We start from the raw sequence: 26104 nt of genomic DNA, 5'->3' as shown, positions 1-26104 counted from the left end.
CCCTCTTGCTTCTGAATGACGTCAGATTCGCCGCGCCTGCCAGAACTTTTTGTTCCAGTAGACGTTATCCAGCGAGGAACGGGTGACGCCCTGGCTGGTGGAGGCGTGAATAAACTGGTTGTCGGTATCGTAGATGCCAACGTGCAGGCCGCTCTCCCCTGAGCCGGTTTTGAAGAACACCAGATCGCCGGGCAGCAGATCGCGCTTATCGATGCGGGTGCCGATTTCCGCCTGCTCGCGGGTTTCACGCGGCAGCTGGAGGGCAAATTTATCGCGAAACGTGCGCACCACGAAGCCGGAGCAGTCAACGCCGCGCGGCGTCATGCCGCCGTAGCGATACGGTGCGCCGCGCCAGCTGCGCAGCTGCTCGTTCAGATTCGCCACCACCGTGATGGAGTCAGCCAGCCGAGGATTCGGCGGCGGTGCCCGATGGCTGCTGCAGCCGGCTAAAATTAACGCCGCCGCCAACATGAACCAGAAGCGCATTTCAGATGATCCCTCTGTCCCTAGTCTCTTTATCGCAATAATTTAGCTTGTTTATCAATATAGTGACAAGATAACTGCGTGCTACTGTGACGCGATGAGCATAATATGACCGGCCACCTCAACGCGCTGGAACGGGATCGCATAGGCGGCGGTTAAATTTTCCTCATTCAGCACCTCGGCGGTCTCCCCGCAGGCGATGGCTTCCCCCTGGCAGAGCAGCCAGCTCTGACCGGCGTGGCGCAGGGTATGGTTGAGATCGTGGCTGCTCATCACCACCGCAATCCCCGCCGCGCTCAGCTCGTGTAACAGCCGATCCAGCGCCGCCTGCTGGGCCACATCCAGACTGTTCATCGGCTCATCCAGCAGCAGCAGCTGACCCGCGGAATTACTCAAGGGATCGATCTGCAGGATCACTGCCGCCAGCCGCACGCGCTGCCACTCGCCGCCCGACAGCTGATTGACCGGACGGCCCAGCTTATTGTCCAGACCAAGCCTGGCCGCGATATCGCTCAGACGGGCGCTATCACCCTGCTGCTGCATATGCAGCGCCAGGTAGTGCCATACCGGCATGGCGAACGGCGGGGTCTGGTGTTGACACAGATACCCGCGACGGCGCGCCAGCTCCCTCGCCGGCCACTCGTCAAGCAGCCGGCCGTTAAAATGAACCGTGCCGGGGCCGTCGGACAGCCCCGCCATGCGGGTCAGCAGCGTGCTCTTCCCTGCGCCGTTCGGCCCCACCAGATGGACAATCTCCCCGGCGCGAAAGGCCGCAGAAAACGGGGCCAGGCGCCCCGCCGTCTCTACATCCTGTAGCTGCATCAGAAACGACATTATTGCGCCAGCGCTCCTTTAATCGCCGCCACCAGCTGCGGATCGTCCGGCGTCATATCCGGCGAGAAGCGCTGAATGACGTTGCCCTGGCGATTGATGAGGAATTTTTCGAAGTTCCACAGAATGTCGTCCACATACAGCGGCGCCCGGCCTTTGCTGGCCATCCGCTCATAAAAACCGCTGCCTTCCGGGGCCACCGCTTTCGGCGCGGCGGCAATCAGTTTTTGATAGAGCGGCGCGCGATGTTCGCCGTTGACGTCAATTTTGCTAAACAGCGGGAAGGTGACGCCGTAGGTAGTGCTGCAGAAGGTCTTAATCTCCTCTTCACTGCCCGGCTCCTGGCCGAGGAACTGGTTGCAGGGGAACCCCAGCACGCTGAAGCCCTCGGCGGCAAACTGCTTTTGCAGATCCTCGAGTTGCTCATACTGCGGCGTCAGGCCGCATTTCGAGGCTACATTGACGATCAGTAGCACCTTGCCGGCAAAGGATGCCAGGGTGGTTTTCTCGCCATCAATGGTCGTCACTTCGGTATTCAGAATGTCATGTTGCATAGCCTGTCCTCAATGGATAAACCGGTTTCCGGTGAAGGTGATCCCTTTCTACTGTAGCGGATTCAGCGCCCGCCATTCTACTGCCATTCCCCCCGAGTTGTCGCATGATGTAACAGCGCTTCGCTGGCCGCCGGCAACATGAAATCCTCTCAATTGGGACGTCGACCATTTCCGTGTACAGTGTTCCATGAATGTAATATGGTTTCGTTACTTGTTAATTTAAGAGAGTTTTAGTGATGAAGAAGTTGTTTAGCCTGGCGTTAATCGCCACCTCTGTCGCCCTGCTGAGCGCCTGCTCCCCGGATGAAGATAATAAAGTAAAAGTCGCTATCAATACCGGGCCGGACGAAGCCATCTGGAAAGTGGTGGAGCAGGTGGCGAAGGATAAATACCACCTCGACGTCGAAGTGGTCTCCTTCAATGATTATGTGCTGCCCAACGAAGCGCTGAACAACAAAGATGTCGATGCCAACGCCTTCCAGACCCTGCCGTACCTTGAGGCGCAGTCGAAAGAACGCGGCTATAAATTTGCGGTGGTCGGTAAAACCTTTGTCTTCCCTATCGCCGCCTATTCTCACCGGATCAAAAATATCAGCGAACTGCCCGAAGGGGCGACGGTGACCATCTCTAATGAAACCACCACCCTGGGCCGCAGCCTGCTGCTGCTTCAGGCGCAGGGGTTACTCAAGCTGAAACCGGGCGTCGGCTATTTACCCACCACGCTGGATATCATCGACAATCCGAAACAGCTGAAAATTGTTGAAGTGGATACCCCGCAGCTGACCCGTACCCTTGACGATCCGAACGTCAGCCTGTCAATCATTAACACCAACTTCTCCGCCCAGGCGGGCCTGTCGGCCGCCCGCGACGGTCTGTTTATGGAGGGGCCGGATTCCCCATACGTGAATGCGATAGTCGCCCGCGAGGATAATAAGGACAGCAAGAAAATTCAGGAATTAAAAGCCGCCTTCCAGACCAGCGAAGTCGCGGAAAAAGCGAAGGAAGTCTACAAAGGCGACGCGATCAAAGGCTGGTAAGCCTGAACCGGCGCCGTCCCTGCCGACGGCGCCGCGCTATCCCCGCCCCCGCGAACGCAGCAGCAACCAGATAAAGACCGGCGCGCCCAGGGTCGCCGTCACCACGCCAATCGGCAGCTCTGCGGCGGAAAGCGCCAGCCGGGCAATGATATCCGCCCCCAGCAAGGCGCTTGCCCCGGCCAGCATACAGGCCGGGAGCAACACCCGGTGATCGCTCAAGCCGCATAGCCGCAGAATATGCGGGATCACCAGACCGATAAAGCCAATCGCCCCCGCCAGCGCCACGCTAACGCCGACCATCCAGCCGGTCGCCACCACCAGTAATTTGCGCCACAGCCACAGCGGCAGCCCAAGCTGACGAGCGGAGACTTCGCCCAGCGCCAGTAAATTCAGGGGTTGCGACTGCAGACAGACCCAGCAGAGCACCGGCAGGAGGGCTATCATCAGCCACAGCTGTTGCCAGTCGACGCCGCCAAACCCGCCCATCATCCAGTACATTAGCTGACGCAGGTCAAAAGAGGTGGAGAAGTAGACTGCCCAGGTCATCAGGGCGCTGCAGATGATCCCCAGCGCCACCCCCGCCAGCAGCAGACGGCTGGTAGACAGATGGCGGCGGGCAAAACGCAGCAGAATAAAAGTGATCAGCAGCGCGCCAAAGATGGCACACAGGCCGAGCGCCCAGCCGGGCAAGACTCCTTTGCCCAGCAGGACGGCGGCAATCAGCCCGACGCCTGCGCCGTTGGAGACCCCCAGCAGCCCCGGCTCCGCCAGCGGATTTTCAAACAACGCCTGCATAATCGCCCCGGAGAGCGCCAGCGCCGCCCCCACCAGCAGCACCGCCAGGGTTCGCGGCAGGCGGATCTGCCAGATAAACAGCTGACCTTTGGCGCTGAGCCACTCGCCGGGCGGGATCCATTGCTCGCCCGCGCACAGGCTGATCAGCAGGGTGACCAGCAGCAACAGCGTTAATCCGAAGAGCCAACGCCGGCTGCGGCGCTGTTGAAGATGGGCGAGAGTCAGCATAGATTCCATTACGCAGGGGGAACAAGAGGCTGATTTTACGGTGGCTGTCGCGGTGAGAAAAGGAAAACCTCACGACCAAACGTCGACGCGAAGGAAAATCTCCTCCGCGTCTGCGGTCGTTCGTCACACCAGAATCTGAAACAGCAGCGCAAAGAGAATGATGTTCGCCACCACGATTGCCCAGCCGTTATAGAGCATATATTTCAGATGAGTAGACTGCGCCAGCCCCATCTGGCCGAACATATCTGATGAGGGAAACGGCCCGAACCAGTCCACCTGGGATGAGGCCAGCAGCACGGCGGTGGTCCCCTGGGGCGGCACGCCGGCGGCCATCAGCATCGGGCCAAAGATTTTATGAGTAAAGGTCATCTGGGCCACCGCCGCACCGGGCACATGGCCGATAATATTGAACGCGAAGATGCTAAAGCACAGCCAGGCCGGGGAGATCCCCTCCAGCAGCGGTTGGGTATACTCCAGCAGCCCCTGATAGGCGTGCAGGCCATCCATCAGCTCAAGGATCGGGTTGTACAGCCAGTAGAGAATAAACATCCACACCAGGCGGCCGCAGCCGTGATACAGGGCCTGAAGGATCTGCGTCGGTCGCAGGCCGCCTACCAGGCCGGTCATCAGGGCCACCAGCAGCATCACGATTATCGCGAAGCTGAAGCCGGCTTTAATCACCACGCCAACGATCGCCATCACGATGATGGTCGCCGCGAAGGCCAGCGCGCTTAATTTACGCCGACGCTGCTGCGCGGCGCTGAGATCCTCTTGCGGCTTTTCCGCGAGATCGACGTCATAGCGCAGTTTGCCTTCGGTCATCTTCTGGATCCGTCCCGCCATTACCCAGCCGGCCAGCAGCGTGACCGCGCTCATCGGCAGACCAACGTACAGCAGATAATCCGGGTAGCTCAACCCACCGAGGCTGAGGATCGTCACGGTACTGGGGGTGAAAGGCCCGGTAAACAGCCCAACGGAACCGGCGGTCATCATCAGCGCGGCGACCGTTGGCGGCGTCAAGCGTACCGCTGCCGCCACCGGAATGATTACTGCCACGATAATGGCATTGCCACCGGCCATAGTGCCCAGCGAACCGCAAATTAAAATCGATGACGCCACAATGCCGAATTTCACCCGCGTCTGACTCGACAACCCGATGCGATGGACGACAAATTTTACCAGCTCAACCGCTGCGCCGGTGCGGGTGGCCACTTCCCCCACGCCGGCGCCGAGCATAATGATAAGCCCAACGGTGGCAATAAATGACCCGGTGGATTTCGCCAGCATCGTGCCCATTTCCGGCAGGCCGGTCGAGGTCATTATCATGGCGATAATAATCGAGGAGATGACCGCCAGCACAATATCAACGCCGATCAGCGATAATATCGCTAGCGCCACCAGCGGCGTAAATCCCAGCAGACCAAGCTCGCTGCCTGGTCGACCGTGGCACCACAGCGCGATCAACACGAACAGCAGCAATAACAGACCAATAATAACGTTTTTCCGCGTGATATTTTGTCTGACAGGCGCATTGCCTGTGAGCGTTGAGTCACTCATAACACTCCTTAATGCCAATCAATCCGACCATGATGGTCAGGTGGTGTATGGGGGCCTGCTCAGAAAATATCCTCCCTCTTTTTCATTATTGATTGGCCGCGGCCTGAGGGTTTGTTTGGGTACAAAGGAAACGATTCTGAGAGCGTAATATGCCGCCATTGGGCGGGGTCTACAGCACAAGATGTAACCAATGCGCTGATTGGTGATTAAATCTATGTTAACTTAGTGTTAGTAGAAAATGACTTTTTATCGGTAGGCTATAACCCTGAGTTAACTGTTCATGAAACTGCGTCATCTGGAAATCTTCTATGCCGTCATGACCTGCGGCTCTTTATCGCGGGCGGCGGAAGCGCTCAATATTTCCCAGCCCGCGGCCAGCAAAGCGTTAAAAAGCGCCGAAATGAGGCTGGGTTTTACCCTGTTTCAGCGGGTGCGCGGCAAGCTGCTGCCGACCAGCGAGGCGATCACACTTTTCGAAAAAGCGCAGAGCATTTATCAGGACCTGGACAACCTGCGCCTGCTGGCCGACAACCTGGCTCGCGATCCGCGCGCCAAGATCACTTTAGGCTGTCTGCCAAGCCTGGGGTTAAGCCTGGTGCCGGAGCTGGTGACCGACTTTTATCAGCAAAACAGCAACCTGGTGATGACGCTCACTACCGAGCACACCGAGACGCTGGTCAAAAAACTGGATTTGCGCGAGATAGATTTGGCGCTGACGCTACAGCCGGTGCAGCAGGGGGAGATCCTGACCACCCTGATTGCCGAAGTACCGCTGGTGTACATCGACCGTCATTATCGTCAGGGGGCGGTGGAGATCGATCAGATCGACCAGCAGCGCTGGATCTCGCCGGGACCGCACTCGCTCTCTGCCGCCATCGCCACCCGTCGCGACTTTTCCACCACCCGGCTAAACGTCCAGACCTACTATATGGCCACCGAGTTCGTGAAGCGCGGCATGGGCTGCAGCATCACTGATATCTTTTCCGCCCAGCACAACCTGGCCCCGGAGATGATCCATCCCATTACGCCGCCGATGGCGATTAACCTCTGTCTGTTACGCCGGGCCGACGTTTCCCTGAGCCCGATGGCGCAAAAGTTCGTCGATTTTCTCTGCCAGCGTCTGCGCCAGCAGCTCAAGGAGATTAACCTGCGGTTATACCCTGACCATAAAAAGTCAATTGCGCCGCTGGGGTAAATGCTTTGACATAACCCGATAAATTTATCAGCGGTGGATATATCGGGTTATGAACAAACGCATTGTCATTATCGGCGGCGGCGTGGTCGGTCTGGCCACGGCCTGGGAACTGATCAAGCGCGGCCATCAGGTGCAATTACTGGAGCGCAATGCCGAACCGGGCAGCGCCACCAGTTTTGCCAACGGCGGACAATTAAGTTACCGCTACGTCGCCCCCCTTGCCGACAGCGGCGTTCCTCTGCAGGGAATGAAATGGATGGGCAAAGCCGATTCGCCGCTGAATATGCGTCTCAGGATGTCTCTCCAGCAGTGGCGCTGGCTGCTGCAGTTTCTGCGCGCCTGTAATAACCAGACCAATAAAATGAATGGCGACCATATCTTACGCCTGTCGCTGCTCAGCCGTCAGGTCATGCAGGCGTGGCGGGATGAGGATAATCTTGCCGATTTCCACTGGCGGCGCAGCGGAAAATTAATTATCCATCGTCGCGAATATGATTTTAATAAAGCAGCAAAAGGGATTGATCCTCAGTATCAGCAGGCGCTGAATGCTGAAGCCTGCCTGCAGCTGGAGCCGGCGCTCAAACATATTAGTCCTTCTCTGCTGGGCGGAATCTATTCGCCAGGCGATGAAACGGCAGATTGTCATCAGTTCTGCCTTGCCCTGCTCGACAAGCTCAATGCCAGCAGCGACTTTAGCCTGCTGACCCAGTGTGAGGTGCGGCGACTCCATAAGCGCGGGGGACGCATCAGCAGCCTTGAGACCAGTCAGGGGACCCTCACCGGCGATGAGTATGTCGTCGCCGCCGGTAACGGCAGTGGTTCTCTGCTTGGGCATCTGGGGGTTCGCGTGCCGCTGTGCGCCCTGAAGGGGTACAGCCTGACCCTGCCCTATCCTGAAAAAGCAGGTATTGCCCCTGACATCAGCGTCACCGACTACGGGCACAAAATCGTTTATGCCCGCCTTGGCCAACAACTGCGCATCGCGGCGATGGTGGACATCGGCTACGACGGCGACGAACTGCGCGAATGCCGCATTCAGGCGCTGAAGAACATCGTCGCCCGCAGCTTTCCTGAACTGGAGGGGCTGGACGAGGCCGAAGTCTGGACCGGCATGCGCCCGTCAACGCCAGCAGGCCCGCCGATGCTGGGGCGCGCCGGCTACCCCAACCTGTGGATGAACCTCGGCCAGGGTAGCCTCGGCTTTACTCTCGCCGCCGGCAGCGCGGTGGTGCTGGGCGCGTTAATCGACAATCAGATGCCAGACATTTCTTTAGAAGGTCTCACATGGAAACAAACCGCATGACAATTATTCGCAATAATCCACAACTTCGTCTTGCCGCCAGCGTTGCGTATGGCGATCTGCTGTTCCTCTCCGGGCAGACGCCAAAAAGCAATGAAGACGATATCGTTTTACAAACCCGTGAAGTACTGGAGAAGATCGACGCGCTGCTGGCCGCAGCCGGGAGCGATAAGCAGCACATTCTCTCCGCGCAGATCTGGTTGAAAAATATCGAGCGTGACTTTGCCGCATTCAATGAGGTGTGGGTGCAATGGATGCCGGAAGGCTATAGCCCGGCGCGAGCGGCCGTGCAGGCGGAGATGGCGCGACCAGAAATCCTGGTGGAGATCATGCTCACCGCCGTCAAAGCGTAAAGATTGACAGAAAAGAAAAAGGCCGCAATGCGGCCTTTTTAATTAGTGCAGATTATTTGTCTTTCGGCGACGCGTTTTCGACACGGCTTTTCAGCTTCTGACCGGGTCTGAAGGTCACCACGCGCCGGGCTGTAATGGGAATATCCTCCCCCGTCTTCGGGTTACGTCCCGGGCGTTGGTTTTTATCCCGCAAATCGAAGTTGCCGAACCCGGAGAGTTTGACCTGTTCTCCGTTTTCCAGAGCACGACGGATCTCTTCGAAAAACAACTCGACCAGTTCTTTGGCATCCCGCTTGCTAAGCCCAAGCTTATCAAACAGATATTCTGACATTTCAGCTTTTGTAAGCGCCATAGGTTCAATCCCTCAATGATGCCTGGAATCGCTCTTTTAATGCCTCTACACATCTGGCAACGGTAGCGGCAATCTCCTCTTCTTCGAGTGTACGGCTGGTATCCTGCAGGATCAGGCTAATCGCAAGGCTCTTATACCCTTCCGCCACACCCTTACCACGGTACACGTCAAATAAGTTTACGCCAACTACCTGATTTACGCCAACTTTCTTACATTCGGCTAAAACATCGGCGGCAGCCACGTTTTCCGCGACCAGCACCGCGATGTCGCGACGGTTCGCCGGGAAGCGGGAAATATCGCGCGCCTGAGGCACCACGCGGTCTGCGAGCTTGTTCCACTCCAGTTCGAACACCAGAGTGCGACCGTTCAGATCCAGTTTACGTTCCAGCTCAGGATGAACAACCCCAATGAAACCAATGCGTTCACCTTTAAGATAAATCGCTGCGGATTGTCCCGGATGCAGCGCGGTGGTCGCTTCAGCACGGAATTCGATATCCGCCAATTTTCCGGTTAAATCCAGAACGGCTTCCAGATCGCCTTTCAGATCATAGAAATCGACCGTCTCTTTCGCCAGTGTCCAGTGCTCTTCGTAGCGGTTGCCGCAGATCGCCCCGGCCAGCATCACATCCTGACGAATGCCCAGCGGCGCATTGGTGTCCGGCACAAAGCGCAGGCCGCTCTCAAAGATGCGCACCCGGCTCTGCTGACGGTTCTGGTTGTAGACCACGGTGCCCAGCAGGCCAGTCCACAGCGACAGGCGCATAGCCGACATTTCGCTGGAGATCGGGCTTGGCAGGATAAGCGCCTCTTCCCCGGCGTGGATCAGCTGCTGGACTTTCGGGTCGACGAAGCTGTAGGTGATCACTTCCTGATAGCCTTTGTCGTTCAGCAGCGTTTTCACGCGCTTCAGCGACAGGTCCGCTTCGCGGTGGGTTCCCATGATCAGACCCGCCTGCACCGGCTCGTCAGGAATGTTGTTGTAGCCGTAAACGCGAGCCACTTCTTCAACCAGATCTTCTTCGATCTCCATGTCGAAACGCCAGCTCGGCGCAACCGCCTGCCATTCGCCCTCACCAACCGTCACTTCGCAGCCGAGGCGCTGCAGAATGTCGGTGACCTGCGCGTCGTCGATATGGTGGCCAATCAGGCGATCCAGCTTGCTGCGACGCAGCGTAATGGTGGCGCGTGTTGGTAGATTCTCTTTGCTGGTAACGTCAATGACCGGGCCGGCTTCACCGCCGCAGAGGTCGATCAGCAGACGGGTGGCACGCTCCAGCGCTTTATACTGCAGGGCCGGATCGACGCCGCGCTCATAGCGGTGAGAGGCATCGGTGTGCAGGCCATGACGGCGCGCGCGGCCGGTAATGGACAGCGGGCTGAAGAACGCGCATTCCAGCAGCACGTTCTGGGTTTCGTCGTTAACGCCGGAGTGTTCCCCGCCGAAGATCCCCCCCATCGCCAGCGCTTTGTTATGGTCTGCAATGACCAGCGTGTCGCTGTCGAGCTTTGCTTCAGAGCCATCGAGCAGGACCAGAGTTTCCCCTTCTTTCGCCATGCGCACCACGATCCCGCCTTCAATACGGTCGCGGTCAAAGGCGTGCATCGGCTGGCCCAGCTCAAGCAGCACATAGTTGGTCACGTCAACCACCGCGTCGATGGAGCGGATCCCGCAGCGGCGCAGCTTCTCTTTCATCCACAGCGGCGTCGGCGCTTTGACGTTGATACCTTTCACCACGCGCCCCAGATAGCGCGGGCAAGCCTGCGGCGCGTCAACCTGAATCGGCAGCACGTCGTCAATCGTCGCGGCAACCGGCGTGATTTCCGGCGCGTTCAGCGGCGCTTTGTTCAGGACAGCGACATCGCGCGCCACACCGATGATGCCCAGGCAATCGGCGCGGTTTGGCGTGACGCTGATTTCGATGGTGTTATCGTCAAGCTTGAGGTATTCGCGAATATCGGTGCCGATGGGCGCATCTGCCGGCAGCTCGATGATACCGCTATGGTCGTCGGAAATACCCAGCTCGGAGAAGGAGCACAGCATCCCCTCAGACGGCTCGCCGCGCAGCTTCGCGGCCTTGATTTTGAAATCGCCCGGCAGCACGGCGCCGATGGTGGCTACCGCGACCTTTAGCCCCTGACGGCAGTTTGGCGCGCCGCAGACGATGTCCAGCAGGCGTTCGCCGCCGACGTTGACTTTGGTGACGCGCAGTTTGTCGGCGTTCGGGTGCTGACCGCACTCCACCACTTCCCCGACTACGACGCCGTTGAAGCTGCCGGCAACCGGCTCAACGCCATCTACTTCGAGGCCCGCCATGGTGATCTGATCGGAAAGCGCTTCGCTGTCGATCGCCGGGTTAACCCATTCGCGTAACCACAGTTCACTGAATTTCATTGTTCTGTCCTGCCCTTATTTAAACTGTTTGAGGAAACGCAGATCGTTTTCGAAGAACGCGCGCAGATCGGTGACGCCATAGCGCAGCATGGTCAGACGCTCCATGCCCATGCCGAAGGCGAAGCCGGAGTAGACTTCCGGATCGATACCCACGTTACGCAGCACGTTCGGGTGCACCATCCCGCAGCCCAGCACTTCCAGCCATTTGCCGTTTTTACCCATTACGTCAACTTCCGCAGACGGTTCGGTGAACGGGAAGTAGGACGGACGGAAGCGGACCTGCAGATCTTCTTCAAAGAAGTTGTTCAGGAAGTCGTGCAGCGTCCCTTTCAGGTTGGTGAAGCTGATATTTTTATCAACGATCAGACCTTCCATCTGATGGAACATCGGGGTGTGGGTCTGATCGTAGTCGTTACGATAGACGCGGCCCGGCGCGATAATACGGATAGGCGGCTGCTGGTTTTCCATGGTGCGGATCTGCACGCCGGAGGTCTGCGTACGCAGCAGGCGAGTGGCATCGAACCAGAAAGTGTCGTGGTCAGCGCGCGCCGGATGGTGACCCGGAATATTCAGCGCATCGAAGTTGTGGTAATCGTCTTCGATTTCCGGGCCCGTCGCCACGGTAAAGCCGAGCTCACCGAAGAAACTTTCAATACGGTCGATGGTGCGAGTAACCGGATGCAGGCCGCCGTTTTCAATGCGGCGACCCGGCAGCGAGACGTCAATGGTCTCTGCGGCCAGACGCGCATTCAGCGCTGCGCCTTCCAGTTCAGCTTTACGCGCGTTCAGCGCCTGCTGCACCTGCTCTTTCGCCTCGTTGATGACCGCACCGGCTGCCGGACGCTCTTCCGGCGGCAGCTCACGCAGGGTGGTCATTTGCAGGGTCAGATGCCCTTTTTTACCCAGGTATTCCACGCGGACGTTGTCCAGCGCAGCAACATCTGATGCCTCGTTAATGGCTGCCTTGGCACTGGCAACCAGCTCTGCGAGATGTGACATGGTTTTCCTCATTATGTCGGTGCAGACACCGGTTATAGTGAAATTAATATTCCGAATCCATATACGAAAAAAGCCTCCACAGGGGAGGCTTTCTGGCGCTGTTTTCCGTTTCTTCTTTCACGCGCAAGCCCCCTGAGTTCAGGTGCTAAAGTAAAAAAAGAAGCGGAAAATAGCAGCATTCATGCTTGCATTACCTTGTCTGGTAAGAAACGTCAGAGCTGTATTGAAAAGCCTGCGCCGATAAAAGTCAATGTATTGATGGTGTTGAAACGAAAAGAGGGAGACAAGCTCCCTCTTTCAACTGGCTTATGCCAGAGCTGCTTTCGCTTTTTCGACCAGAGCGGTGAACGCTACTTTGTCGAATACAGCGATGTCAGCCAGGATCTTACGGTCGATTTCAACAGAGGCTTTTTTCAGGCCATTGATGAATTTGCTGTAAGAAATACCGTTCTGACGTGCTGCTGCGTTGATACGTGCAATCCACAGTTGACGGAACTGACGTTTACGTTGACGACGGTCACGGTAAGCGTACTGACCAGCTTTGATAACAGCCTGGAAGGCAACGCGGTATACGCGAGAACGCGCACCGTAGTAGCCTTTAGCTTGTTTCAAAATTTTCTTGTGACGTGCACGTGCAATTACACCACGTTTTACGCGAGCCATGTGTGCTCTCCTGTATCTATTCTAAGTTAAAAAAGTTAAACGTTAACGACTTATGCGTACGGCAGGCACGCGATAACCAGGCCCAGATCGCCTTTGGAAACCATGGCTTTCGGACGCAGGTGACGTTTACGCTTGGTAGCTTTTTTAGTCAGAATGTGACGCAGGTTAGCGTGCTTGTGCTTAAAACCACCTTTACCGGTTTTTTTGAAGCGCTTAGCAGCACCGCGTACGGTCTTAATTTTTGGCATTTTAATAACTTCCACTTCGCATTGTTAATAAACGAAACAAAGGCGAACAAAACCAGTGAGCCGAAGCCCACCGGAAATGTTTCTTGATGGCCTTACTGTTTCTTCTTAGGAGCGAGCACCATGATCATCTGGCGGCCTTCGATCTTCGTTGGGAAGGATTCGACTACTGCCAGTTCAACCAGATCGTCTTTCACGCGGTTAAGCACTTCCATACCGATCTGCTGGTGGGCCATCTCACGACCGCGGAAACGCAGCGTGATCTTGGCCTTATCGCCATCTTCGAGAAAGCGAATCAGGCTGCGGAGTTTTACCTGATAGTCACCTTCATCAGTACCAGGGCGGAATTTAATTTCCTTAACCTGGATAACTTTCTGCTTCTTCTTCTGTTCCTTAGAAGACTTACTCTTTTCATAAAGGAACTTGCCGTAGTCCATGATACGACAAACTGGCGGCTCGGCGTTAGGGCTGATTTCAACTAAATCTACTCCAGCCTCTTCAGCCTTTTCGATAGCTTCTCTCAGACTCACAATTCCCAGCTGCTCACCTTCCAGACCTGTTAAGCGAACTTCCTGGGCGCGAATCTCGCCATTAATACGATTCGGACGTGCCGTTTGAACTCGTTTTCCGCCTTTAATACCTTATTCCTCCAGTTGTTGAAGACTGCGGCTGCGAATCTCTTGTTGCAGCTTCTCGATCACTTCATTTACGTCCATGCTGCCGAGGTCTTTCCCGCGACGGGTGCGCACGGCCACTTTGCCGGCTTCGACTTCTTTGTCGCCACAGACCAACATATACGGGACACGACGTAAAGTGTGCTCGCGGATTTTAAAGCCAATCTTCTCATTTCTCAAGTCTGCTTTTACACGAATGCCCGCATTTTGTAGTTTACGCGTCAATTCGTTAACGTATTCAGCCTGAGAATCGGTAATATTCATGACCACTACCTGCACTGGTGCAATCCAGGTTGGGAAGAAGCCTGCGAACTCTTCGGTCAGGATGCCAATGAAGCGCTCCAGAGAACCGAGAATCGCACGGTGAATCATGACCGGCACCTGACGCTCGTTGTTTTCGCCCACATAGGAGGCGCTTAAACGCTGCGGCAGAGAGAAGTCCAGCTGTACGGTACCGCACTGCCATGCACGATCGAGGCAGTCATACAGGGTAAATTCAATTTTCGGGCCGTAGAACGCCCCTTCACCCAGTTGATATTCAAATGGGATGTTATTTTCTTCCAGCGCCACCGCCAGATCCGCTTCCGCGCGATCCCAGGTCTCGTCGCTACCGATACGTTTTTCCGGGCGAGTCGACAGTTTGACGACGATCTTCTCGAAGCCAAAGGTGCTATACATATCGTAGACCATACGAATACAGGCGTTCACTTCATCGCGAACCTGATCTTCAGTACAGAAGATATGCGCATCATCCTGGGTAAAGCCGCGCACGCGCATCAGACCATGCAGCGCGCCAGACGGTTCGTTACGGTGGCAGCTACCGAATTCCGCCATACGCAGCGGCAGGTCGCGGTAGGATTTCAGCCCCTGGTTGAAGATCTGCACGTGACCCGGGCAGTTCATCGGCTTGATACAGTATTCACGGTTCTCAGAAGAGGTGGTGAACATCGCATCTTTGTAGTTGTCCCAGTGGCCGGTTTTTTCCCACAGCACACGGTCCATCATGAACGGACCTTTTACTTCCTGATACTGGTACTCTTTCAGTTTAGAACGAACAAACGTTTCCAGTTCACGGAAGATGGTCCAGCCGTCATTGTGCCAGAACACCATCCCCGGCGCCTCTTCCTGCATGTGATACAGGTCGAGCTGCTTACCGATTTTACGGTGGTCACGCTTGGCGGCTTCTTCCAGACGCTGCAGGTAGGCATTCAGCGCTTTTTTATCTGCCCACGCGGTGCCGTAGATACGCTGCAACATTTTATTGTTGCTGTCGCCGCGCCAGTAGGCTCCGGCGGTTTTCATCAGCTTAAAGTGATGGCAGAAGCGCATGTTCGGTACGTGCGGACCGCGGCACATATCGATATATTCTTCATGATGATACAGGCCAGGCTTGTCATCATGGGCAATGTTTTCATCAAGAATAGAAACTTTATAGCTTTCGCCGCGTTTCACGAAGGTTTCACGCGCTTCATGCCAGCTCACTTTCTTCTTGATAACGTCGTAGTTTTTCTCGGCGAGCTCATGCATACGTTTTTCGAGCGCGTCGATATCTTCCTGGGTCAGGGTGTGGTCGAGGTCTACGTCATAGTAGAAACCATTATCGACAACCGGACCGATAGCCATTTTGGTGTTGGGCCATAGCTGTTTGATGGCATGGCCTAACAGGTGCGCGCAGGAGTGACGAATGATCTCCAGCCCTTCTTCATCTTTCGCGGTGATGATAGAGAGAGTGGAATCGGATTCGATCGGGTCACAGGCGTCTACCAGTTCACCGTTTACCCGCCCGGCAATGGTGGCTTTCGCCAGGCCTGGACCGATATCCAGCGCGACATCCATCGGACTAACTGCGTGGTCAAAATGGCGTTGGCTGCCATCAGGAAGCGTAATTACAGGCATTTTATGTCCTTATTTGCAGTGGTGCCCCGCACGAAAGAGCACATACAAAACTATATAATCATAATTATCATCAGGTTAAGGCGCAGTTCCCGCTTCACTCTGCGAAAATAGGAGCACGACCGGAACGATCGCTCCCCCCTGCAGCCGCCTGCTGATAACACCGGGGAGTAGTTTACACATCATTGGTACGTGATTAAAGCCGCGACAGCATAAATGATGGCGGAATGCGGAGAAAACAAGAGGGCCACGGATAAAAAGCAGAATATAAGCGATGTGGCGCGGTAATATTGGCCAATGGCGCCGGACGATATTATTCGGACATGATAAAAGAGAGGTAGAGATATTACCTGCTGAATGTATACCGCGGGCCATTAAACCGGTACCACTTAACCCGGCTTATTAGACCGCTCGCGAAACGATAGCCTGCAATATTAAGACCACTCGCCGGCCATCAGCGTATGCACATTAAAGGCGTCGTTCATGGATTTTCCGGTGGTAGGGGCGCCGGGCGCAATATTCGAACCAGCCTCAACGTCAGTGGCTTTGGCGATACCTACCTGGGTATGATCCTGATGACCCGATGGCGGAACGGGCGTGGCGGCTGATGCGCCAAAAGAAAGCACGCACAGCGCCAGGGCTGCGATGGTATAACGATTGTTTTTCATGATGTTAATTCTCTTATTACGGAAATCAGACCGGGCAATGTCGCCCTCCGGTCAGTGCTTGTTAGTATAGATCCAGATCACATATTTGTCCGTCGAATATTTAGCTATTTGTGTCAAATAGAATGAATATTTGTCAGGCGCTCGTGAATAATGGAGAAAAAATGGAGGGCTATTTCCTTTTTACAAAAAGTAAAACGAACGGCCAGAAAAAATAATATCACTAATTGCTAAAACCAAAACGAACAGGCCGGGGAAAACCCGGCCTGAAATATTACATCTTATACCCGAGGGAGAGCGAGGTCCGGCGATCGGTATGCTCCGGCGCGGACGCAGGCGGCTCAGAGTTCCAGGTCACGTTGTAGGCGACCTTCAGGGCGAAATGGGCGTTAATCGCCACGTTTAACGCGCTCTCTGAGTTGACCGTGGTGTCCTCGGCGCCGAACACCGATACCCCTTGCGAAAATTTGGCGTTATCGGTCATCTGCCAGGCCCATGTACCCGAAGCATAACCCAGCGGCTGGGTATCAGTATCCCCGTCGGTATATTCGTCATAGCGAACGCCAGGACCGAATTCAAACCGCAGACTGTGCACCGGCCCGTTGAGGATCTGACGACCATAGCCCGCCGTCACAACATCGCGCTGTTGATAGCCGTTGTAGCGGTCAGTTAGCCAGCTACCCTGACCAAAAACATAGTTCATATCGGTCAGGTTGTAGCGGCTACGTCCGCCGACAGCATATTTTTCTGAGGATCGCTCATCATTGGACGACGTGTTGCTGGCGTTGCCCCACAGCGACCAGGCGGTGGTATTACCATACCAGGTCAGGGTGGAATCCGCCGTCATCGAAGAGCTCTTGGTGTTGCCGGACTGCGCCAGGTAGCCTGCGTTAACCACCCCTTCGAACGGTTTTTTGGCAGCGGAAGGGTCATCCATGACGGTAAATACAGAATCATCGGCCATTGCGCCAACAGACGCAAAAAGCCCCCCCGCCAGCATAACCGCTGCGGGTACTGTCTTTAAAAGCTTCATTATAACTCTCTAAAATACATTTTTTTAGGACAGTACAAATGATGAACAGGCATAATCTCGCCGGCTCATTGAATTTAGCGTCCGTACAACATAAAAGAGACCTGAGGGTCCCGGAAACTTTCGCGAGGATCGCGGAGTGCAGGTCCTAAGAAAGGTAGCAAATTATAAAAAAGCACGAATAACATAGCAATCACTTACTCTTTCGTTTTTTGAATAAGACAGCTCCGGAAACAATCTTTATTTCATAATGAAAATAGAGGCATCTTTGCAAAACTGTCAGGAACTGGACTTTCCCTCCCCGAGTCATCGTGCCATGCTTAAATTAACGACAGTCGCCGTATTAAGGAGGAGAAGGAATGACCAAAATTTACACGCTCACGCTGGCCCCCTCGCTGGATAGCGCCACGCAAACCCCACAGATCTACCCGGAAGGCAAACTTCGCTGCAGCGCGCCGGTATTTGAACCTGGCGGCGGCGGGATCAATGTGGCCCGCGCCGTGACCTTTCTCGGCGGCAAAGCCACCGCCATTTTCCCGGTCGGTGGCGCTACCGGCGAGCATCTTGCCGCCCTGCTGGCCGATGAGCAGGTGCCGGTCGAGACCGTCGAAACCCGCGACTGGACGCGGCAAAACCTGCACGTCCACGTGGCCGCCAGCGGCGAACAGTATCGCTTCGTTATGCCCGGCGCGGCACTGACGGACGATGAATTCCGCCGTCTGGAAGAGAAGGTTCTGACTATCGAACCCGGCTCTCTGCTGGTGGTCAGCGGCAGCCTGCCGCCAGGTATTAGCGTCGATAACCTGATGCAGCTGGTGAAAAATGCGCAACAGCAGGGACTGCGCTGCATCATTGACAGTTCCGGCGATGCGCTGGCCGCCGCGCTGGACGTCGGCAATATTGAGCTGGTGAAACCGAACCAGAAAGAGCTTAGCGCCCTCGTGCAGCGCGATCTCAGCCAACCCGATGACGTGCGCCTTGCCGCTCAGTCGTTGATCCAGTCCGGTAAAGTGCGCCGGGTGGTGGTCTCCCTGGGTCCGCAGGGGGCGTTAGGCGTGGACGCCAGCGGCAGCGTTCAGGTTGTGCCGCCACCGATGAAAAGCCAGAGCACCGTCGGGGCTGGCGACAGCATGGTGGGCGCCATGACCTTGCGTCTGGCGGAAAACGCCAGCCTTGAAGACATGGTTCGCTTTGGCGTCGCCGCCGGTAGCGCCGCGACCATCAACCAGGGCACCCGCCTCTGCTCGCGGGCCAATACGCAAAAAATCTATGATTATCTCTGCGGGCGTTGATCTTCCCGGCCCCCTCCGCGCAGGCGGAGGGGAATCACAATATAAGCAGGATGGTCTATGCTGGAAAGGCCATGCATAACAACGGGGTGTAGAGATGAGCAATGAGATTACCGCCTGGGTCGTCAGCGTGACCTTCCATGAACAGGCGCTGACGGAGATCAATGAGGTAAGCAACCATTTTACCCGTGCCGGGTTTGTACTGACGCTCAATGATGAAGAGGGCACGCCCCATGAGCTGGGTACCAACACCTTCGGCCTGCTGAGCGGCCAGACGGCCGAGGAAGTTAAGGCCCTCAGCGCTGGCCTGGCGGAAGCGGCCCTTGGCCGCCCGGCGGAAATCGCTGTGGCCACATTCGCCGAGTGGTTAAAAGCTCAATAAGTGCGTTTAGCGCAACGGAAAGCGTCAGTTGTGCGTCAGTTCCAGGTTTACCCGGTAGTAATGCGCTAACCTTATGATATGGTGGAAAACATGGGGAGAGACAGCATGTGGCAAGCAATCAGTACTCTTTTACGCGATTGGCATACCGAAGACGCTGAAATCGAACTGAAAACCGAGCTGCCCGGTGGAGAGATCCATTCCGCCTGGCATTTACGCTTCGGCGGGAAAGATTACTTCGTGAAATGCGACGAACGGGAACTTCTGCCTATCTTCACCGCCGAGTCCGATCAGCTGGAGCTGCTGTCGCGAAGCAAAACCGTTCGCGTACCGCAGGTCTTTGCCGTCGGCAGCGATCGCGACTATAGCTTCGTGGTCATGGAGTACCTCCCTCCCCGTCCGCTGGATGCGCACAATGCGTTTCTGCTTGGCCAGCAGCTAGCCCACCTCCATCAGTGGAGCGATCAGCCGCAGTTCGGTCTGGATTTTGATAACGATCTTTCCACCACGCCGCAGCCCAACGCCTGGCAGCGTCGCTGGTCGGTTTTTTTTGCCGAGCAGCGTATCGGCTGGCAGCTGGAGCTCGCGGCGGAGAAGGGATTGCACTTTGGCGATATCGATACCTTAGTCGATATGGTACAGCAGCGACTGGCCAACCATCAGCCGCAGCCTTCGCTGCTGCACGGGGATCTGTGGTCCGGCAACTGCGCCTTAGGGCCGGATGGCCCCTATATATTCGATCCCGCCTGCTACTGGGGCGACCGCGAGTGCGATTTAGCCATGCTGCCGATGCATCCGGAACAGCCCCCGCAAATCTATGACGGCTATCAGTCCGTTTCGCCTCTGCCATCGGGTTTTCTCGATCGTCAGCCGATTTATCAGCTTTATACTCTGCTGAACAGAGCGATTTTGTTTGGCGGCCAGCACCTGGTAACGGCCCAGCAGGCGCTGGATGATGTATTGATGGAGAAAATGCGTTAAACAAGCTTCACGGCGGACCTTGCAGGTCCGCCGCAGCGTTTTATCAGTTAATCTCGACGCCGTTCAGGCGGAATTTGATGGTCATCGTTACGCCGGTACCCGGTCTTCCCTGCTGATAACGCCATCTGCGCATCGCGCTTTTCACCTCGCGTTCGAACATATTCGCCGGCTGAGCAGAGAGGATCTGCAGATTATCAATGCGGCCATCAGGCGAAACGTCAAACTTCACCCGTACCGTCCCTTCAATGCGCAGCGCCTGAGCGCGCGCCGGATAGGACGGCTGAACGCGGCTGATCGCCCGCGGGCCGCTCGGAGCAGTAACGGTGGGTTTAGCCGCTGCGGTCGAGGTACTTGGCGCTGTACGCGCCGGCGCCGTATTGTTGTTTTCAAACGGCGAGGCCGGACGCGGCTCTGCTGCCGGCTTCACTTCCCGCTTCGGCTGTTCAACCTTTTTCTCCGGCTTAGGCTTGGGTTTAGGTTTGGGCTTCGGCTTAGGTTCCGGTTTATGGATCACCACCGGCGCCTCTTTCGGCGGTTCAGGCACTACCTCTGGCTCCGGCTCAGGTTCGGGTTCAACAACGGGCTCCACGACAGGCTGCGCCGCCGGAGGCGGCTCAAGATCGGCCGGCGCCACCATTGTGATCTCTATCGGCTGCGTCGGAGAAGGCTGTTCAATAACCTGATGTACCGAGGTATAAAGCAGCCCCGCCACAACGGCACCGTGGATAGCCACGGACAGCAGCGTTGGCCACGGAAAGCGGCGAGGTAAATCAAGGGTCATTGCGCTCATAGTCGTTTCTATTGAAAAATGATGCTCCGATTTTAAATGCAAATAGCAATCATATTCAATAAGGCGTCTTAACCTGAGTCAATTTTTGCCGCCATTTGCAGAAAAAAGCTGCGTCGGCAGTGCTTTCCACTCCAGAGCGCATCTTTGCATTGCAGTCCATCGCTGTTTAACTTAACGTAATTCGCCTGATTATTGATAAGGAGCTTTGCCGTGCTTTACGTTATCTACGCTGAAGATATCGCCGATTCTCTGGAAAAGCGGCTGTCGGTTCGCCCCGCGCATCTCGCGCGTTTACAACTCTTACACGATGAAGGCCGACTGCTTACCGCCGGGCCAATGCCGGCCGTTGACAGTAACGAACCGGGCGCAGCAGGATTCAGCGGCTCAACGGTGATTGCCGAGTTTGAATCGCTGGAAGCGGCCCAGGCCTGGGCCAATGACGATCCGTATATCGCCGCCGGGGTTTACCGCCAGGTCTCTGTTAAGCCATACAAAAAGGTTTTTTGAAAATACCCTTTCCTTTTTCTGGCTAACCACAAAAACACCCAGGTCATCAGAATGAAGGGCGCATTTTGGTACACGACATTGAAGTGTCGCCCTTTTTAACCTCGCGAAAGCGTTGACTGTTATCCGCCTGAGAAGCCTGGAAGATGAGCACGCACTTTCTCCTGCTACCCCATCATCGACCATCGCCTCGCTTTTTTCGGCAATAGAAAATGCTGACAAAACATCGACGCCGCGCGTGATAGTGAATTACTAATACCTTGTGTAAGGCTGTTAGGGAGGATCGCGTTGTTATTTAGCGCTTGCATTTAATGTCAGCACATCCTGATATAGCCCTATAAATCTACAGTGCAATAGAAAGAAAATAATTACTGAAAGATAGTTGCTTCCCGACAGGTATGAAAGCCCGAAAAAAATATTATTGGGCATCCACTGCGGATGCCGCGGAACCGAACGTAGCCCCTCTTGCTATATTCAGGACCGTAGCCGCTTGAAAGCACGTGGAAATAACACCCCTGCAGACAAAGGTTTACCTGGCAGGCATAAAGGGATATTAACTACGCTGCCAGCGTTAAGTTGCTGAGCATCATTTTTAAAGCCTATTAATTTCGTTGCGTAAACTTCACGCAGAGTGATAGTAGGGGCATCACTGCTTGATTAAAAAATTTGAAAGGGAATAACAAATGTTTTCAATAAGCCCTGTATTTTTTTGGGCTAACATTTATGTACCTGCCGATTTTGAGGATTATTGTGTGAATACCCTGAAAAAAACCGCATTGCTTTCTGTACTTGCCTTATATATTCCTGTGTCGCAAGCCGCGGCTAAGGAATACAGTCTTGATCCACAGCATACCTCGGTTGTGATCTCCTGGAACCATTTCGGCTTCTCAAACCCTACCGCTTATATCTCTGATGTTTCAGGGAAACTGGCCTTTGATAAAGAGAATCCGGAGAAATCCTCGGTGAACGTCACGCTGCCAGTGAAAACCATTGACGCTCACGTCAAGGCGTTAACGGATGAGTTTTTAGGCAAAGAGTATTTTGATGTTAAAACGTTTCCCGACGCCACTTTCCAGAGTACCAAAGTGGAAAGCAAAGGCGACAATAAATATGATGTGGAAGGTAATTTGACCATTAAAGGCATCACCAAACCGGTGGTCCTGCATGCCGTCCTGAATAAGCAGGATATGCACCCAATGGTGAAAAAAGAGGCCATTGGATTTGATGCCACCGGGGTGATAAAACGTTCAGACTTTAAGCTTGATAAATATGTGCCGGCGGTAAGTGATAACGTCACCATCACGTTATCCACGGAAGCCTATGCAAAATAAGTAAAAGCTGGCGCAACGATTGCGTTTTATTCAGGATGCTTATTGCATGGCCTCTCTGGATAATATAACAGGCTCAGATTATTCATGGTCAGGATCGGTCGGTTCATTGAGCTTCAACGCGCTGGACCGCTTAATAACCCCCTTGCCTGTCTGAGTCTGTTTTCTCATTCCCTCAGTTCCCGCCTGGTTACCGCAGCTGGCCGGTCATATCATTAAGCATTTAACAACCCCATGCCCTTCCTGAGCGGCAATAAACCCTGAGCGGCAATAAATGCTATCTGACGGTTAATTCCTGTCGCCGCAAATGACTTGGCTCTGGCTCTTATCGTCCGTCATTACAAGCCAGGCGTAGCATCTCTTTTTCACTGAGGCGGGAGCTCTGTTTTGTCGTCGCATCGCAGCATGAAAAACCATCATTGCCCTATGGCGATGTGCAACGGGAATTTAGCGCAGAGAGAAAACGACAACGGCACCGCGTACGGTGCCGTTTGCCTGCTCGCTTAGCTGTCAGGGAAGATAAACAGCAGGGCATGACGCTGCCGTTTCACCAGTCCCTTCCTGATAGCGAGGATCCGCATATTGCGGCGCGATTGGGCTTCCAGCCAGCGCGCTTTACGGCGATTCACCTGTCTCAGCATGCGCCAGCGCCCTACTTCCGTTCTACTACGCTTCATTGCAACGACTCTACGAGTGAAAACAGCCCCCATTATAAACCTCTGCCAGCAACTGACTACCGCTTTCGCTGCGTTTTTATTTGCCAGAAAAATACTGATGCGTAAACTCATCACATATCGTCATTCAAAAGGATTTTACATCTATGACAACCTTTTACACGGTGGTGAACTGGCTGGTCATTCTGGGGTACTGGCTGTTGATCGCCGGTGTAACATTACGAATTCTAATGAAACGCCGCGCTGTCCCGTCCGCCATGGCATGGTTGCTGATCATTTATATCCTGCCGCTGGTGGGGATCATCGCCTATCTCTCCTTTGGCGAGCTGCATCTCGGCAAGCGTCGGGCCGAGCGCGCCAGGGCGATGTGGCCCTCGACGGCCAAGTGGTTAAACGACCTCAAAGCCTGCAAACATATCTTCGCGGAAGATAACAGCCCGGTGGCCGAATCCCTGTTCAAGCTGTGCGAACGGCGTCAGGGCATTGGCGGCGTAAAAGGCAACCAGCTACAGCTGCTGACGGAATCTGACGACGTGATGCAGGCCCTGATCCGCGATATTCAGCTGGCCCGTCACAACATAGAGATGGTCTTTTATATCTGGCAGCCCGGCGGCATGGCCGACAGCGTCGCTGAATCGCTGATGGCCGCCGCTCGCCGCGGGGTTCACTGTCGGCTAATGCTCGACTCCGCGGGCAGCGTGGCCTTTTTCCGCAGCCCATGGGCGGCGATGATGCGTAACGCCGGTATTGAAGTCGTCGAAGCTCTTAAGGTTAACCTGATGCGCGTGTTCCTGCGCCGGATGGACCTGCGTCAGCATCGTAAAATGGTGATGATCGATAACTATATCGCCTACACCGGCAGCATGAATATGGTCGATCCGCGCTACTTTAAACAGGACTCAGGAGTCGGACAGTGGATTGATCTAATGGCGCGAATGGAAGGCCCGGTGGCGACCTCGATGGGCATCGTCTACTCCTGCGACTGGGAAATAGAGACCGGCAAGCGCATTCTGCCGCCGCCGCCGGACGTCAATATCATGCCGTTCGAAGAGGCCAGCGGACATACTATTCACACGATCGCCTCCGGACCGGGCTTTCCGGAAGATCTGATTCATCAGGCTCTCCTCACCGCCGCCTATGCGGCGAAAGAGCATCTGATCATGACCACCCCCTACTTCGTACCCAGCGACGACCTGCTGCATGCGATCTGTACCGCCGCCCAGCGCGGCGTTGACGTGAGCATTATTTTACCGCGCAAGAACGATTCGCTGCTGGTAGGCTGGGCCAGCCGGGCCTTCTTCACCGAGCTGCTGGCGGCCGGGGTCAAAATCTATCAGTTTGAGGGCGGACTGTTGCATACCAAGAGCGTGCTGGTCGATGGCGAGCTAAGTCTTGTGGGGACCGTCAACCTGGATATGCGCAGCCTGTGGCTCAACTTCGAGATTACCCTGGTCATCGATGACGCCGGTTTCGGCAGCGATCTGGCGGCGGTTCAGGATGATTATATCTCGCGCTCGCGCCTGCTGGATGCCCGTCTCTGGTTAAAACGTCCGCTGTGGCAGCGGATCGCCGAGCGACTGTTTTACTTCTTCAGCCCGTTGCTGTAAAACGTGCCCATCAGATACCGAATGAGTAGCAATCATGGATATGGATTTAAACAACCGCCTGACCGAAGACGAAACGCTCGAGCAGGCTTACGATATCTTCCTCGAACTGGCGGCCGACAATCTCGACCCGGCGGACATCATTCTGTTTAACCTGCAGTTTGAGGAGCGCGGCGGCGCCGAACTGTTCGACCCTTCGGCAGACTGGGAAGAGCATGTGGATTACGATCTCAACCCGGATTTCTTCGCCGAAGTGGTGATTGGTCTGGCGGATACCGACGGCGGGGAAATCAATGATATCTTCGCCCGCGTTCTGCTGTGCCGCGAGAAAGATCATAAGCTGTGCCATATTCTGTGGCGTGAATAACCTTTAACATCCAGTAAAAAGCCTGCCGCGGTTCTCCCGGCAGGCTTTTTTATGTCGCCAGCTTACTTCGGCAAGGCATGACCGCAGGCATGGCAGAAACGGGCGTTATCGTCATGGTCGCCCTGCTGACACTGCGGACACAGGCGCTGCTGTCGTCGACGATTCAGGGCGCTGGTCATATGCGTGGTGATAAGTCCGGTCGGTATGGCAATAATGGAGTAGCCGATCAGGATAAGAATGGAGGCCAGGATGCGACCCAACGGCGTGTGCGGCGTGATGTCTCCGTAGCCGACGGTGGTGATGGTCACGATGGCCCAATAGACCGAGGCGTTAAGCGTGGTAAAGCCGTATTCCGGCCCCTCAATCAGATACATTAACGAGCCGAAAATCACCATCACAATGGCGATAAACGAATAAAACAGGATCAGCTGATGGCGCGCGCTGACAATCGCTCGCCAGAATACGTTGAGCGAAGGCATAAAGCGCAGTAGTTTGAGAATACGCAGCGCGCGGATCGCCCGCATTGCCCGCCAGGCGAATACATAATTGAGGCTAATTTCCGGCCATAGCCACATCACATACAGCGGTAAAATCGTCGCCAGGTCAATCAGCCCCCAAAAGCTGAAAATATAGTGGAGCGGATTGGGCCAGGTAGCGATACGCAGCAGGTATTCCAGGGTAAAGACCGCAGTCACCAGCAGCTCCAGCCAGACAAAAATATGCCATTCATCTAATGTCAGGTGATATTGCGTGCCCAGTCCCGACTCGATAAATATCACCAGTACGCTGAGCAGGGCGAAAAGTCCGCACAGCCCTTCAAAGCGGCGGCCGGAACGTCGGTTCTGATCGAAAAGTAAATGATAAAGCCGCAGACGAGCGGCAGAAAGCATACCCACTTCGTTAACCTCGCAAAAAAAAGGGCTGACCTGCGTCAGCCCCTGA

The 26104-nt window shown here is 55.2% G+C and carries 30 protein-coding genes and 1 other annotated feature; of the genes, 12 read left to right on the top strand and 18 right to left on the bottom strand.

Annotation, left to right across the window (positions count from 1 at the left end):
* Positions 1–21: 21 nt before the first annotated feature.
* The 3 genes from HMPREF3140_RS12805 to HMPREF3140_RS12795 form a co-directional block, all read right to left on the bottom strand.
* The gene (locus HMPREF3140_RS12805; protein WP_002909082.1) at positions 22–486 is read right to left on the bottom strand and encodes an NlpC/P60 family protein; all 465 of its coding nucleotides are present in this window, start codon (positions 484–486) and stop codon (positions 22–24) included.
* Between the two features lie 81 nt (positions 487–567).
* Entirely contained in the window at positions 568–1317 is a 750-nt protein-coding gene (gene btuD / locus HMPREF3140_RS12800) for a vitamin B12 ABC transporter ATP-binding protein BtuD (protein WP_004175611.1), read from the bottom strand.
* Positions 1317–1868: a glutathione peroxidase gene (locus HMPREF3140_RS12795; RefSeq protein WP_004175610.1), complete on the bottom strand. Its 552-nt coding sequence runs from the start codon at positions 1866–1868 to the stop codon at positions 1317–1319. Before HMPREF3140_RS12795 ends, btuD begins: the two co-directional genes overlap by 1 nt.
* A 236-nt stretch (positions 1869–2104) precedes the next feature.
* Between HMPREF3140_RS12795 and HMPREF3140_RS12790 the strand changes: the two genes are divergently transcribed.
* Entirely contained in the window at positions 2105–2905 is an 801-nt protein-coding gene (locus HMPREF3140_RS12790) for a MetQ/NlpA family ABC transporter substrate-binding protein (protein WP_002909085.1), read from the top strand.
* A gap of 36 nt (positions 2906–2941) precedes the next feature.
* On the opposite strand, the gene btuC is transcribed toward HMPREF3140_RS12790, so the two are convergent.
* Positions 2942–3928, bottom strand: coding sequence for a vitamin B12 ABC transporter permease BtuC (gene btuC, locus HMPREF3140_RS12785; protein ID WP_004151850.1), 987 nt, complete (start codon positions 3926–3928; stop codon positions 2942–2944).
* A 123-nt stretch (positions 3929–4051) separates the two neighbouring features.
* On the bottom strand, positions 4052–5485 hold the full coding sequence (locus HMPREF3140_RS12780) for a gluconate:proton symporter (protein ID WP_004184568.1): 1434 nt from the start codon (positions 5483–5485) through the stop codon (positions 4052–4054).
* A gap of 280 nt (positions 5486–5765) precedes the next feature.
* Here HMPREF3140_RS12780 and HMPREF3140_RS12775 point away from each other — a divergent pair, with 280 nt between their 5' ends.
* The 3 genes from HMPREF3140_RS12775 to HMPREF3140_RS12765 are packed head-to-tail and all read left to right on the top strand — an operon-like array spanning position 5766 to position 8333.
* Positions 5766–6680, top strand: a complete 915-nt coding sequence (locus tag HMPREF3140_RS12775; protein ID WP_004189476.1) for an HTH-type transcriptional regulator AdmX — start codon at positions 5766–5768, stop codon at positions 6678–6680.
* A 37-nt stretch (positions 6681–6717) separates the two neighbouring features.
* A complete protein-coding gene (locus HMPREF3140_RS12770; protein ID WP_322966477.1) occupies positions 6718–7983 on the top strand; it encodes a D-amino acid dehydrogenase in 1266 nt (421 codons plus the stop codon).
* Complete coding sequence (locus HMPREF3140_RS12765) at positions 7980–8333, top strand: RidA family protein (protein ID WP_032411785.1); 354 nt, start codon at positions 7980–7982, stop codon at positions 8331–8333. Before HMPREF3140_RS12770 ends, HMPREF3140_RS12765 begins: the two co-directional genes overlap by 4 nt.
* A gap of 52 nt (positions 8334–8385) precedes the next feature.
* On the opposite strand, the gene ihfA is transcribed toward HMPREF3140_RS12765, so the two are convergent.
* The 10 genes from ihfA to HMPREF3140_RS12720 all read right to left on the bottom strand — a co-directional run bounded on the left by ihfA (position 8386) and on the right by HMPREF3140_RS12720 (position 17249).
* Positions 8386–8685 carry an integration host factor subunit alpha gene (ihfA, locus tag HMPREF3140_RS12760; RefSeq protein WP_002909098.1) on the bottom strand — a complete coding sequence of 100 codons (300 nt, stop codon included), beginning with the start codon at positions 8683–8685 and terminating at the stop codon, positions 8386–8388.
* 4 nt (positions 8686–8689) lie between these two features.
* Positions 8690–11077 (bottom strand): phenylalanine--tRNA ligase subunit beta, encoded by a 2388-nt coding sequence (pheT, locus tag HMPREF3140_RS12755; RefSeq protein ID WP_015958605.1) that lies wholly within the window; start codon positions 11075–11077, stop codon positions 8690–8692.
* Between the two features lie 15 nt (positions 11078–11092).
* Positions 11093–12076 carry a phenylalanine--tRNA ligase subunit alpha gene (pheS, locus tag HMPREF3140_RS12750; RefSeq protein WP_002909105.1) on the bottom strand — a complete coding sequence of 328 codons (984 nt, stop codon included), beginning with the start codon at positions 12074–12076 and terminating at the stop codon, positions 11093–11095.
* 63 nt (positions 12077–12139) lie between these two features.
* Positions 12140–12264 (bottom strand) — a sequence feature (Phe leader region).
* Positions 12215–12259, bottom strand: a complete 45-nt coding sequence (gene pheM, locus HMPREF3140_RS28785; protein ID WP_001386830.1) for a pheST operon leader peptide PheM — start codon at positions 12257–12259, stop codon at positions 12215–12217. Its footprint overlaps the feature before it by 45 nt.
* A gap of 118 nt (positions 12265–12382) precedes the next feature.
* Positions 12383–12739 (bottom strand): 50S ribosomal protein L20, encoded by a 357-nt coding sequence (gene rplT, locus HMPREF3140_RS12745; protein ID WP_000124850.1) that lies wholly within the window; start codon positions 12737–12739, stop codon positions 12383–12385.
* Between the two features lie 50 nt (positions 12740–12789).
* Positions 12790–12987 (bottom strand): 50S ribosomal protein L35, encoded by a 198-nt coding sequence (rpmI, locus tag HMPREF3140_RS12740; RefSeq protein WP_001124225.1) that lies wholly within the window; start codon positions 12985–12987, stop codon positions 12790–12792.
* A gap of 92 nt (positions 12988–13079) precedes the next feature.
* Positions 13080–13622 carry a translation initiation factor IF-3 gene (gene infC, locus HMPREF3140_RS12735; RefSeq protein WP_004189469.1) on the bottom strand — a complete coding sequence of 181 codons (543 nt, stop codon included), beginning with the start codon at positions 13620–13622 and terminating at the stop codon, positions 13080–13082.
* A gap of 3 nt (positions 13623–13625) precedes the next feature.
* A complete protein-coding gene (gene thrS, locus HMPREF3140_RS12730) occupies positions 13626–15554 on the bottom strand; it encodes a threonine--tRNA ligase (protein WP_002910026.1) in 1929 nt (642 codons plus the stop codon).
* Positions 15555–15985: 431 nt separating this feature from the next.
* Positions 15986–16219 (bottom strand): YdgH/BhsA/McbA family protein, encoded by a 234-nt coding sequence (locus HMPREF3140_RS12725; protein WP_015958606.1) that lies wholly within the window; start codon positions 16217–16219, stop codon positions 15986–15988.
* Positions 16220–16490: 271 nt separating this feature from the next.
* Positions 16491–17249, bottom strand: a complete 759-nt coding sequence (locus HMPREF3140_RS12720; protein ID WP_002910030.1) for a DUF481 domain-containing protein — start codon at positions 17247–17249, stop codon at positions 16491–16493.
* Between the two features lie 356 nt (positions 17250–17605).
* On the opposite strand from HMPREF3140_RS12720, the gene pfkB reads away from it, so the two are divergent.
* From pfkB to HMPREF3140_RS12705, 3 genes are all read left to right on the top strand, one after another.
* Positions 17606–18538: a 6-phosphofructokinase II gene (gene pfkB / locus HMPREF3140_RS12715; RefSeq protein ID WP_004145382.1), complete on the top strand. Its 933-nt coding sequence runs from the start codon at positions 17606–17608 to the stop codon at positions 18536–18538.
* Positions 18539–18632: 94 nt separating this feature from the next.
* The gene (ghoS, locus tag HMPREF3140_RS12710; RefSeq protein ID WP_002910033.1) at positions 18633–18917 is read left to right on the top strand and encodes a type V toxin-antitoxin system endoribonuclease antitoxin GhoS; all 285 of its coding nucleotides are present in this window, start codon (positions 18633–18635) and stop codon (positions 18915–18917) included.
* A 105-nt stretch (positions 18918–19022) separates the two neighbouring features.
* Positions 19023–19895: a fructosamine kinase family protein gene (locus tag HMPREF3140_RS12705; RefSeq protein WP_002910036.1), complete on the top strand. Its 873-nt coding sequence runs from the start codon at positions 19023–19025 to the stop codon at positions 19893–19895.
* A 43-nt stretch (positions 19896–19938) separates the two neighbouring features.
* On the opposite strand, the gene tonB is transcribed toward HMPREF3140_RS12705, so the two are convergent.
* Positions 19939–20685, bottom strand: coding sequence for a TonB system transport protein TonB (tonB, locus tag HMPREF3140_RS12700; RefSeq protein ID WP_004145385.1), 747 nt, complete (start codon positions 20683–20685; stop codon positions 19939–19941).
* Positions 20686–20895: 210 nt separating this feature from the next.
* Between tonB and HMPREF3140_RS12695 the strand changes: the two genes are divergently transcribed.
* From HMPREF3140_RS12695 to HMPREF3140_RS12685, 3 genes are all read left to right on the top strand, one after another.
* Complete coding sequence (locus HMPREF3140_RS12695) at positions 20896–21192, top strand: YciI family protein (protein ID WP_002910042.1); 297 nt, start codon at positions 20896–20898, stop codon at positions 21190–21192.
* 112 nt (positions 21193–21304) lie between these two features.
* Positions 21305–21445, top strand: a complete 141-nt coding sequence (locus HMPREF3140_RS28780; RefSeq protein WP_032411788.1) for a hypothetical protein — start codon at positions 21305–21307, stop codon at positions 21443–21445.
* 427 nt (positions 21446–21872) lie between these two features.
* Entirely contained in the window at positions 21873–22520 is a 648-nt protein-coding gene (locus HMPREF3140_RS12685; RefSeq protein ID WP_004148751.1) for a YceI family protein, read from the top strand.
* Between the two features lie 500 nt (positions 22521–23020).
* Here HMPREF3140_RS12685 and HMPREF3140_RS28330 read toward each other — a convergent pair whose 3' ends face one another.
* On the bottom strand, positions 23021–23194 hold the full coding sequence (locus HMPREF3140_RS28330; RefSeq protein WP_004194006.1) for a YciY family protein: 174 nt from the start codon (positions 23192–23194) through the stop codon (positions 23021–23023).
* A gap of 143 nt (positions 23195–23337) precedes the next feature.
* On the opposite strand from HMPREF3140_RS28330, the gene cls reads away from it, so the two are divergent.
* Entirely contained in the window at positions 23338–24798 is a 1461-nt protein-coding gene (gene cls / locus HMPREF3140_RS12670) for a cardiolipin synthase (protein WP_002910077.1), read from the top strand.
* 34 nt (positions 24799–24832) lie between these two features.
* Positions 24833–25162, top strand: a complete 330-nt coding sequence (locus tag HMPREF3140_RS12665) for an HI1450 family dsDNA-mimic protein (protein ID WP_002910079.1) — start codon at positions 24833–24835, stop codon at positions 25160–25162.
* Between the two features lie 62 nt (positions 25163–25224).
* Here HMPREF3140_RS12665 and HMPREF3140_RS12660 read toward each other — a convergent pair whose 3' ends face one another.
* Positions 25225–26052 (bottom strand): ion transporter, encoded by an 828-nt coding sequence (locus HMPREF3140_RS12660; protein ID WP_002910080.1) that lies wholly within the window; start codon positions 26050–26052, stop codon positions 25225–25227.
* Positions 26053–26104: the final 52 nt, after the last annotated feature.

The organism is Klebsiella sp. HMSC16A12 (assembly GCF_001808265.1).
In the GTDB taxonomy this organism is placed as follows: Bacteria; Pseudomonadota; Gammaproteobacteria; order Enterobacterales; family Enterobacteriaceae; genus Klebsiella; species Klebsiella pneumoniae.
Note: the sequence above shows the minus strand (reverse complement) of the source record. Positions and strands in the feature narration are given on the sequence as shown.

Coding starts and splice junctions, on each gene's coding strand:
- HMPREF3140_RS12780 (WP_004184568.1), bottom strand. CDS start 5,485: ATGAGTGACTCAACGCTCACAGGCAATGCGCCTGTCAGACAAAATATC.
- pfkB (WP_004145382.1), top strand. CDS start 17,606: ATGACCAAAATTTACACGCTCACGCTGGCCCCCTCGCTGGATAGCGCC.
- cls (WP_002910077.1), top strand. CDS start 23,338: ATGACAACCTTTTACACGGTGGTGAACTGGCTGGTCATTCTGGGGTAC.
- rpmI (WP_001124225.1), bottom strand. CDS start 12,987: ATGCCAAAAATTAAGACCGTACGCGGTGCTGCTAAGCGCTTCAAAAAA.
- rplT (WP_000124850.1), bottom strand. CDS start 12,739: ATGGCTCGCGTAAAACGTGGTGTAATTGCACGTGCACGTCACAAGAAA.
- thrS (WP_002910026.1), bottom strand. CDS start 15,554: ATGCCTGTAATTACGCTTCCTGATGGCAGCCAACGCCATTTTGACCAC.
- HMPREF3140_RS12705 (WP_002910036.1), top strand. CDS start 19,023: ATGTGGCAAGCAATCAGTACTCTTTTACGCGATTGGCATACCGAAGAC.
- HMPREF3140_RS12765 (WP_032411785.1), top strand. CDS start 7,980: ATGACAATTATTCGCAATAATCCACAACTTCGTCTTGCCGCCAGCGTT.
- HMPREF3140_RS12790 (WP_002909085.1), top strand. CDS start 2,105: ATGAAGAAGTTGTTTAGCCTGGCGTTAATCGCCACCTCTGTCGCCCTG.
- HMPREF3140_RS12660 (WP_002910080.1), bottom strand. CDS start 26,052: ATGCTTTCTGCCGCTCGTCTGCGGCTTTATCATTTACTTTTCGATCAG.
- btuC (WP_004151850.1), bottom strand. CDS start 3,928: ATGCTGACTCTCGCCCATCTTCAACAGCGCCGCAGCCGGCGTTGGCTC.
- HMPREF3140_RS12685 (WP_004148751.1), top strand. CDS start 21,873: ATGTTTTCAATAAGCCCTGTATTTTTTTGGGCTAACATTTATGTACCT.
- btuD (WP_004175611.1), bottom strand. CDS start 1,317: ATGTCGTTTCTGATGCAGCTACAGGATGTAGAGACGGCGGGGCGCCTG.
- pheS (WP_002909105.1), bottom strand. CDS start 12,076: ATGTCACATCTCGCAGAGCTGGTTGCCAGTGCCAAGGCAGCCATTAAC.
- HMPREF3140_RS28330 (WP_004194006.1), bottom strand. CDS start 23,194: ATGAAGCGTAGTAGAACGGAAGTAGGGCGCTGGCGCATGCTGAGACAG.
- HMPREF3140_RS12795 (WP_004175610.1), bottom strand. CDS start 1,868: ATGCAACATGACATTCTGAATACCGAAGTGACGACCATTGATGGCGAG.
- HMPREF3140_RS12725 (WP_015958606.1), bottom strand. CDS start 16,219: ATGAAAAACAATCGTTATACCATCGCAGCCCTGGCGCTGTGCGTGCTT.
- ihfA (WP_002909098.1), bottom strand. CDS start 8,685: ATGGCGCTTACAAAAGCTGAAATGTCAGAATATCTGTTTGATAAGCTT.
- pheT (WP_015958605.1), bottom strand. CDS start 11,077: ATGAAATTCAGTGAACTGTGGTTACGCGAATGGGTTAACCCGGCGATC.
- HMPREF3140_RS12720 (WP_002910030.1), bottom strand. CDS start 17,249: ATGAAGCTTTTAAAGACAGTACCCGCAGCGGTTATGCTGGCGGGGGGG.
- HMPREF3140_RS12665 (WP_002910079.1), top strand. CDS start 24,833: ATGGATATGGATTTAAACAACCGCCTGACCGAAGACGAAACGCTCGAG.
- ghoS (WP_002910033.1), top strand. CDS start 18,633: ATGAGCAATGAGATTACCGCCTGGGTCGTCAGCGTGACCTTCCATGAA.
- HMPREF3140_RS12775 (WP_004189476.1), top strand. CDS start 5,766: ATGAAACTGCGTCATCTGGAAATCTTCTATGCCGTCATGACCTGCGGC.
- tonB (WP_004145385.1), bottom strand. CDS start 20,685: ATGAGCGCAATGACCCTTGATTTACCTCGCCGCTTTCCGTGGCCAACG.
- HMPREF3140_RS12805 (WP_002909082.1), bottom strand. CDS start 486: ATGCGCTTCTGGTTCATGTTGGCGGCGGCGTTAATTTTAGCCGGCTGC.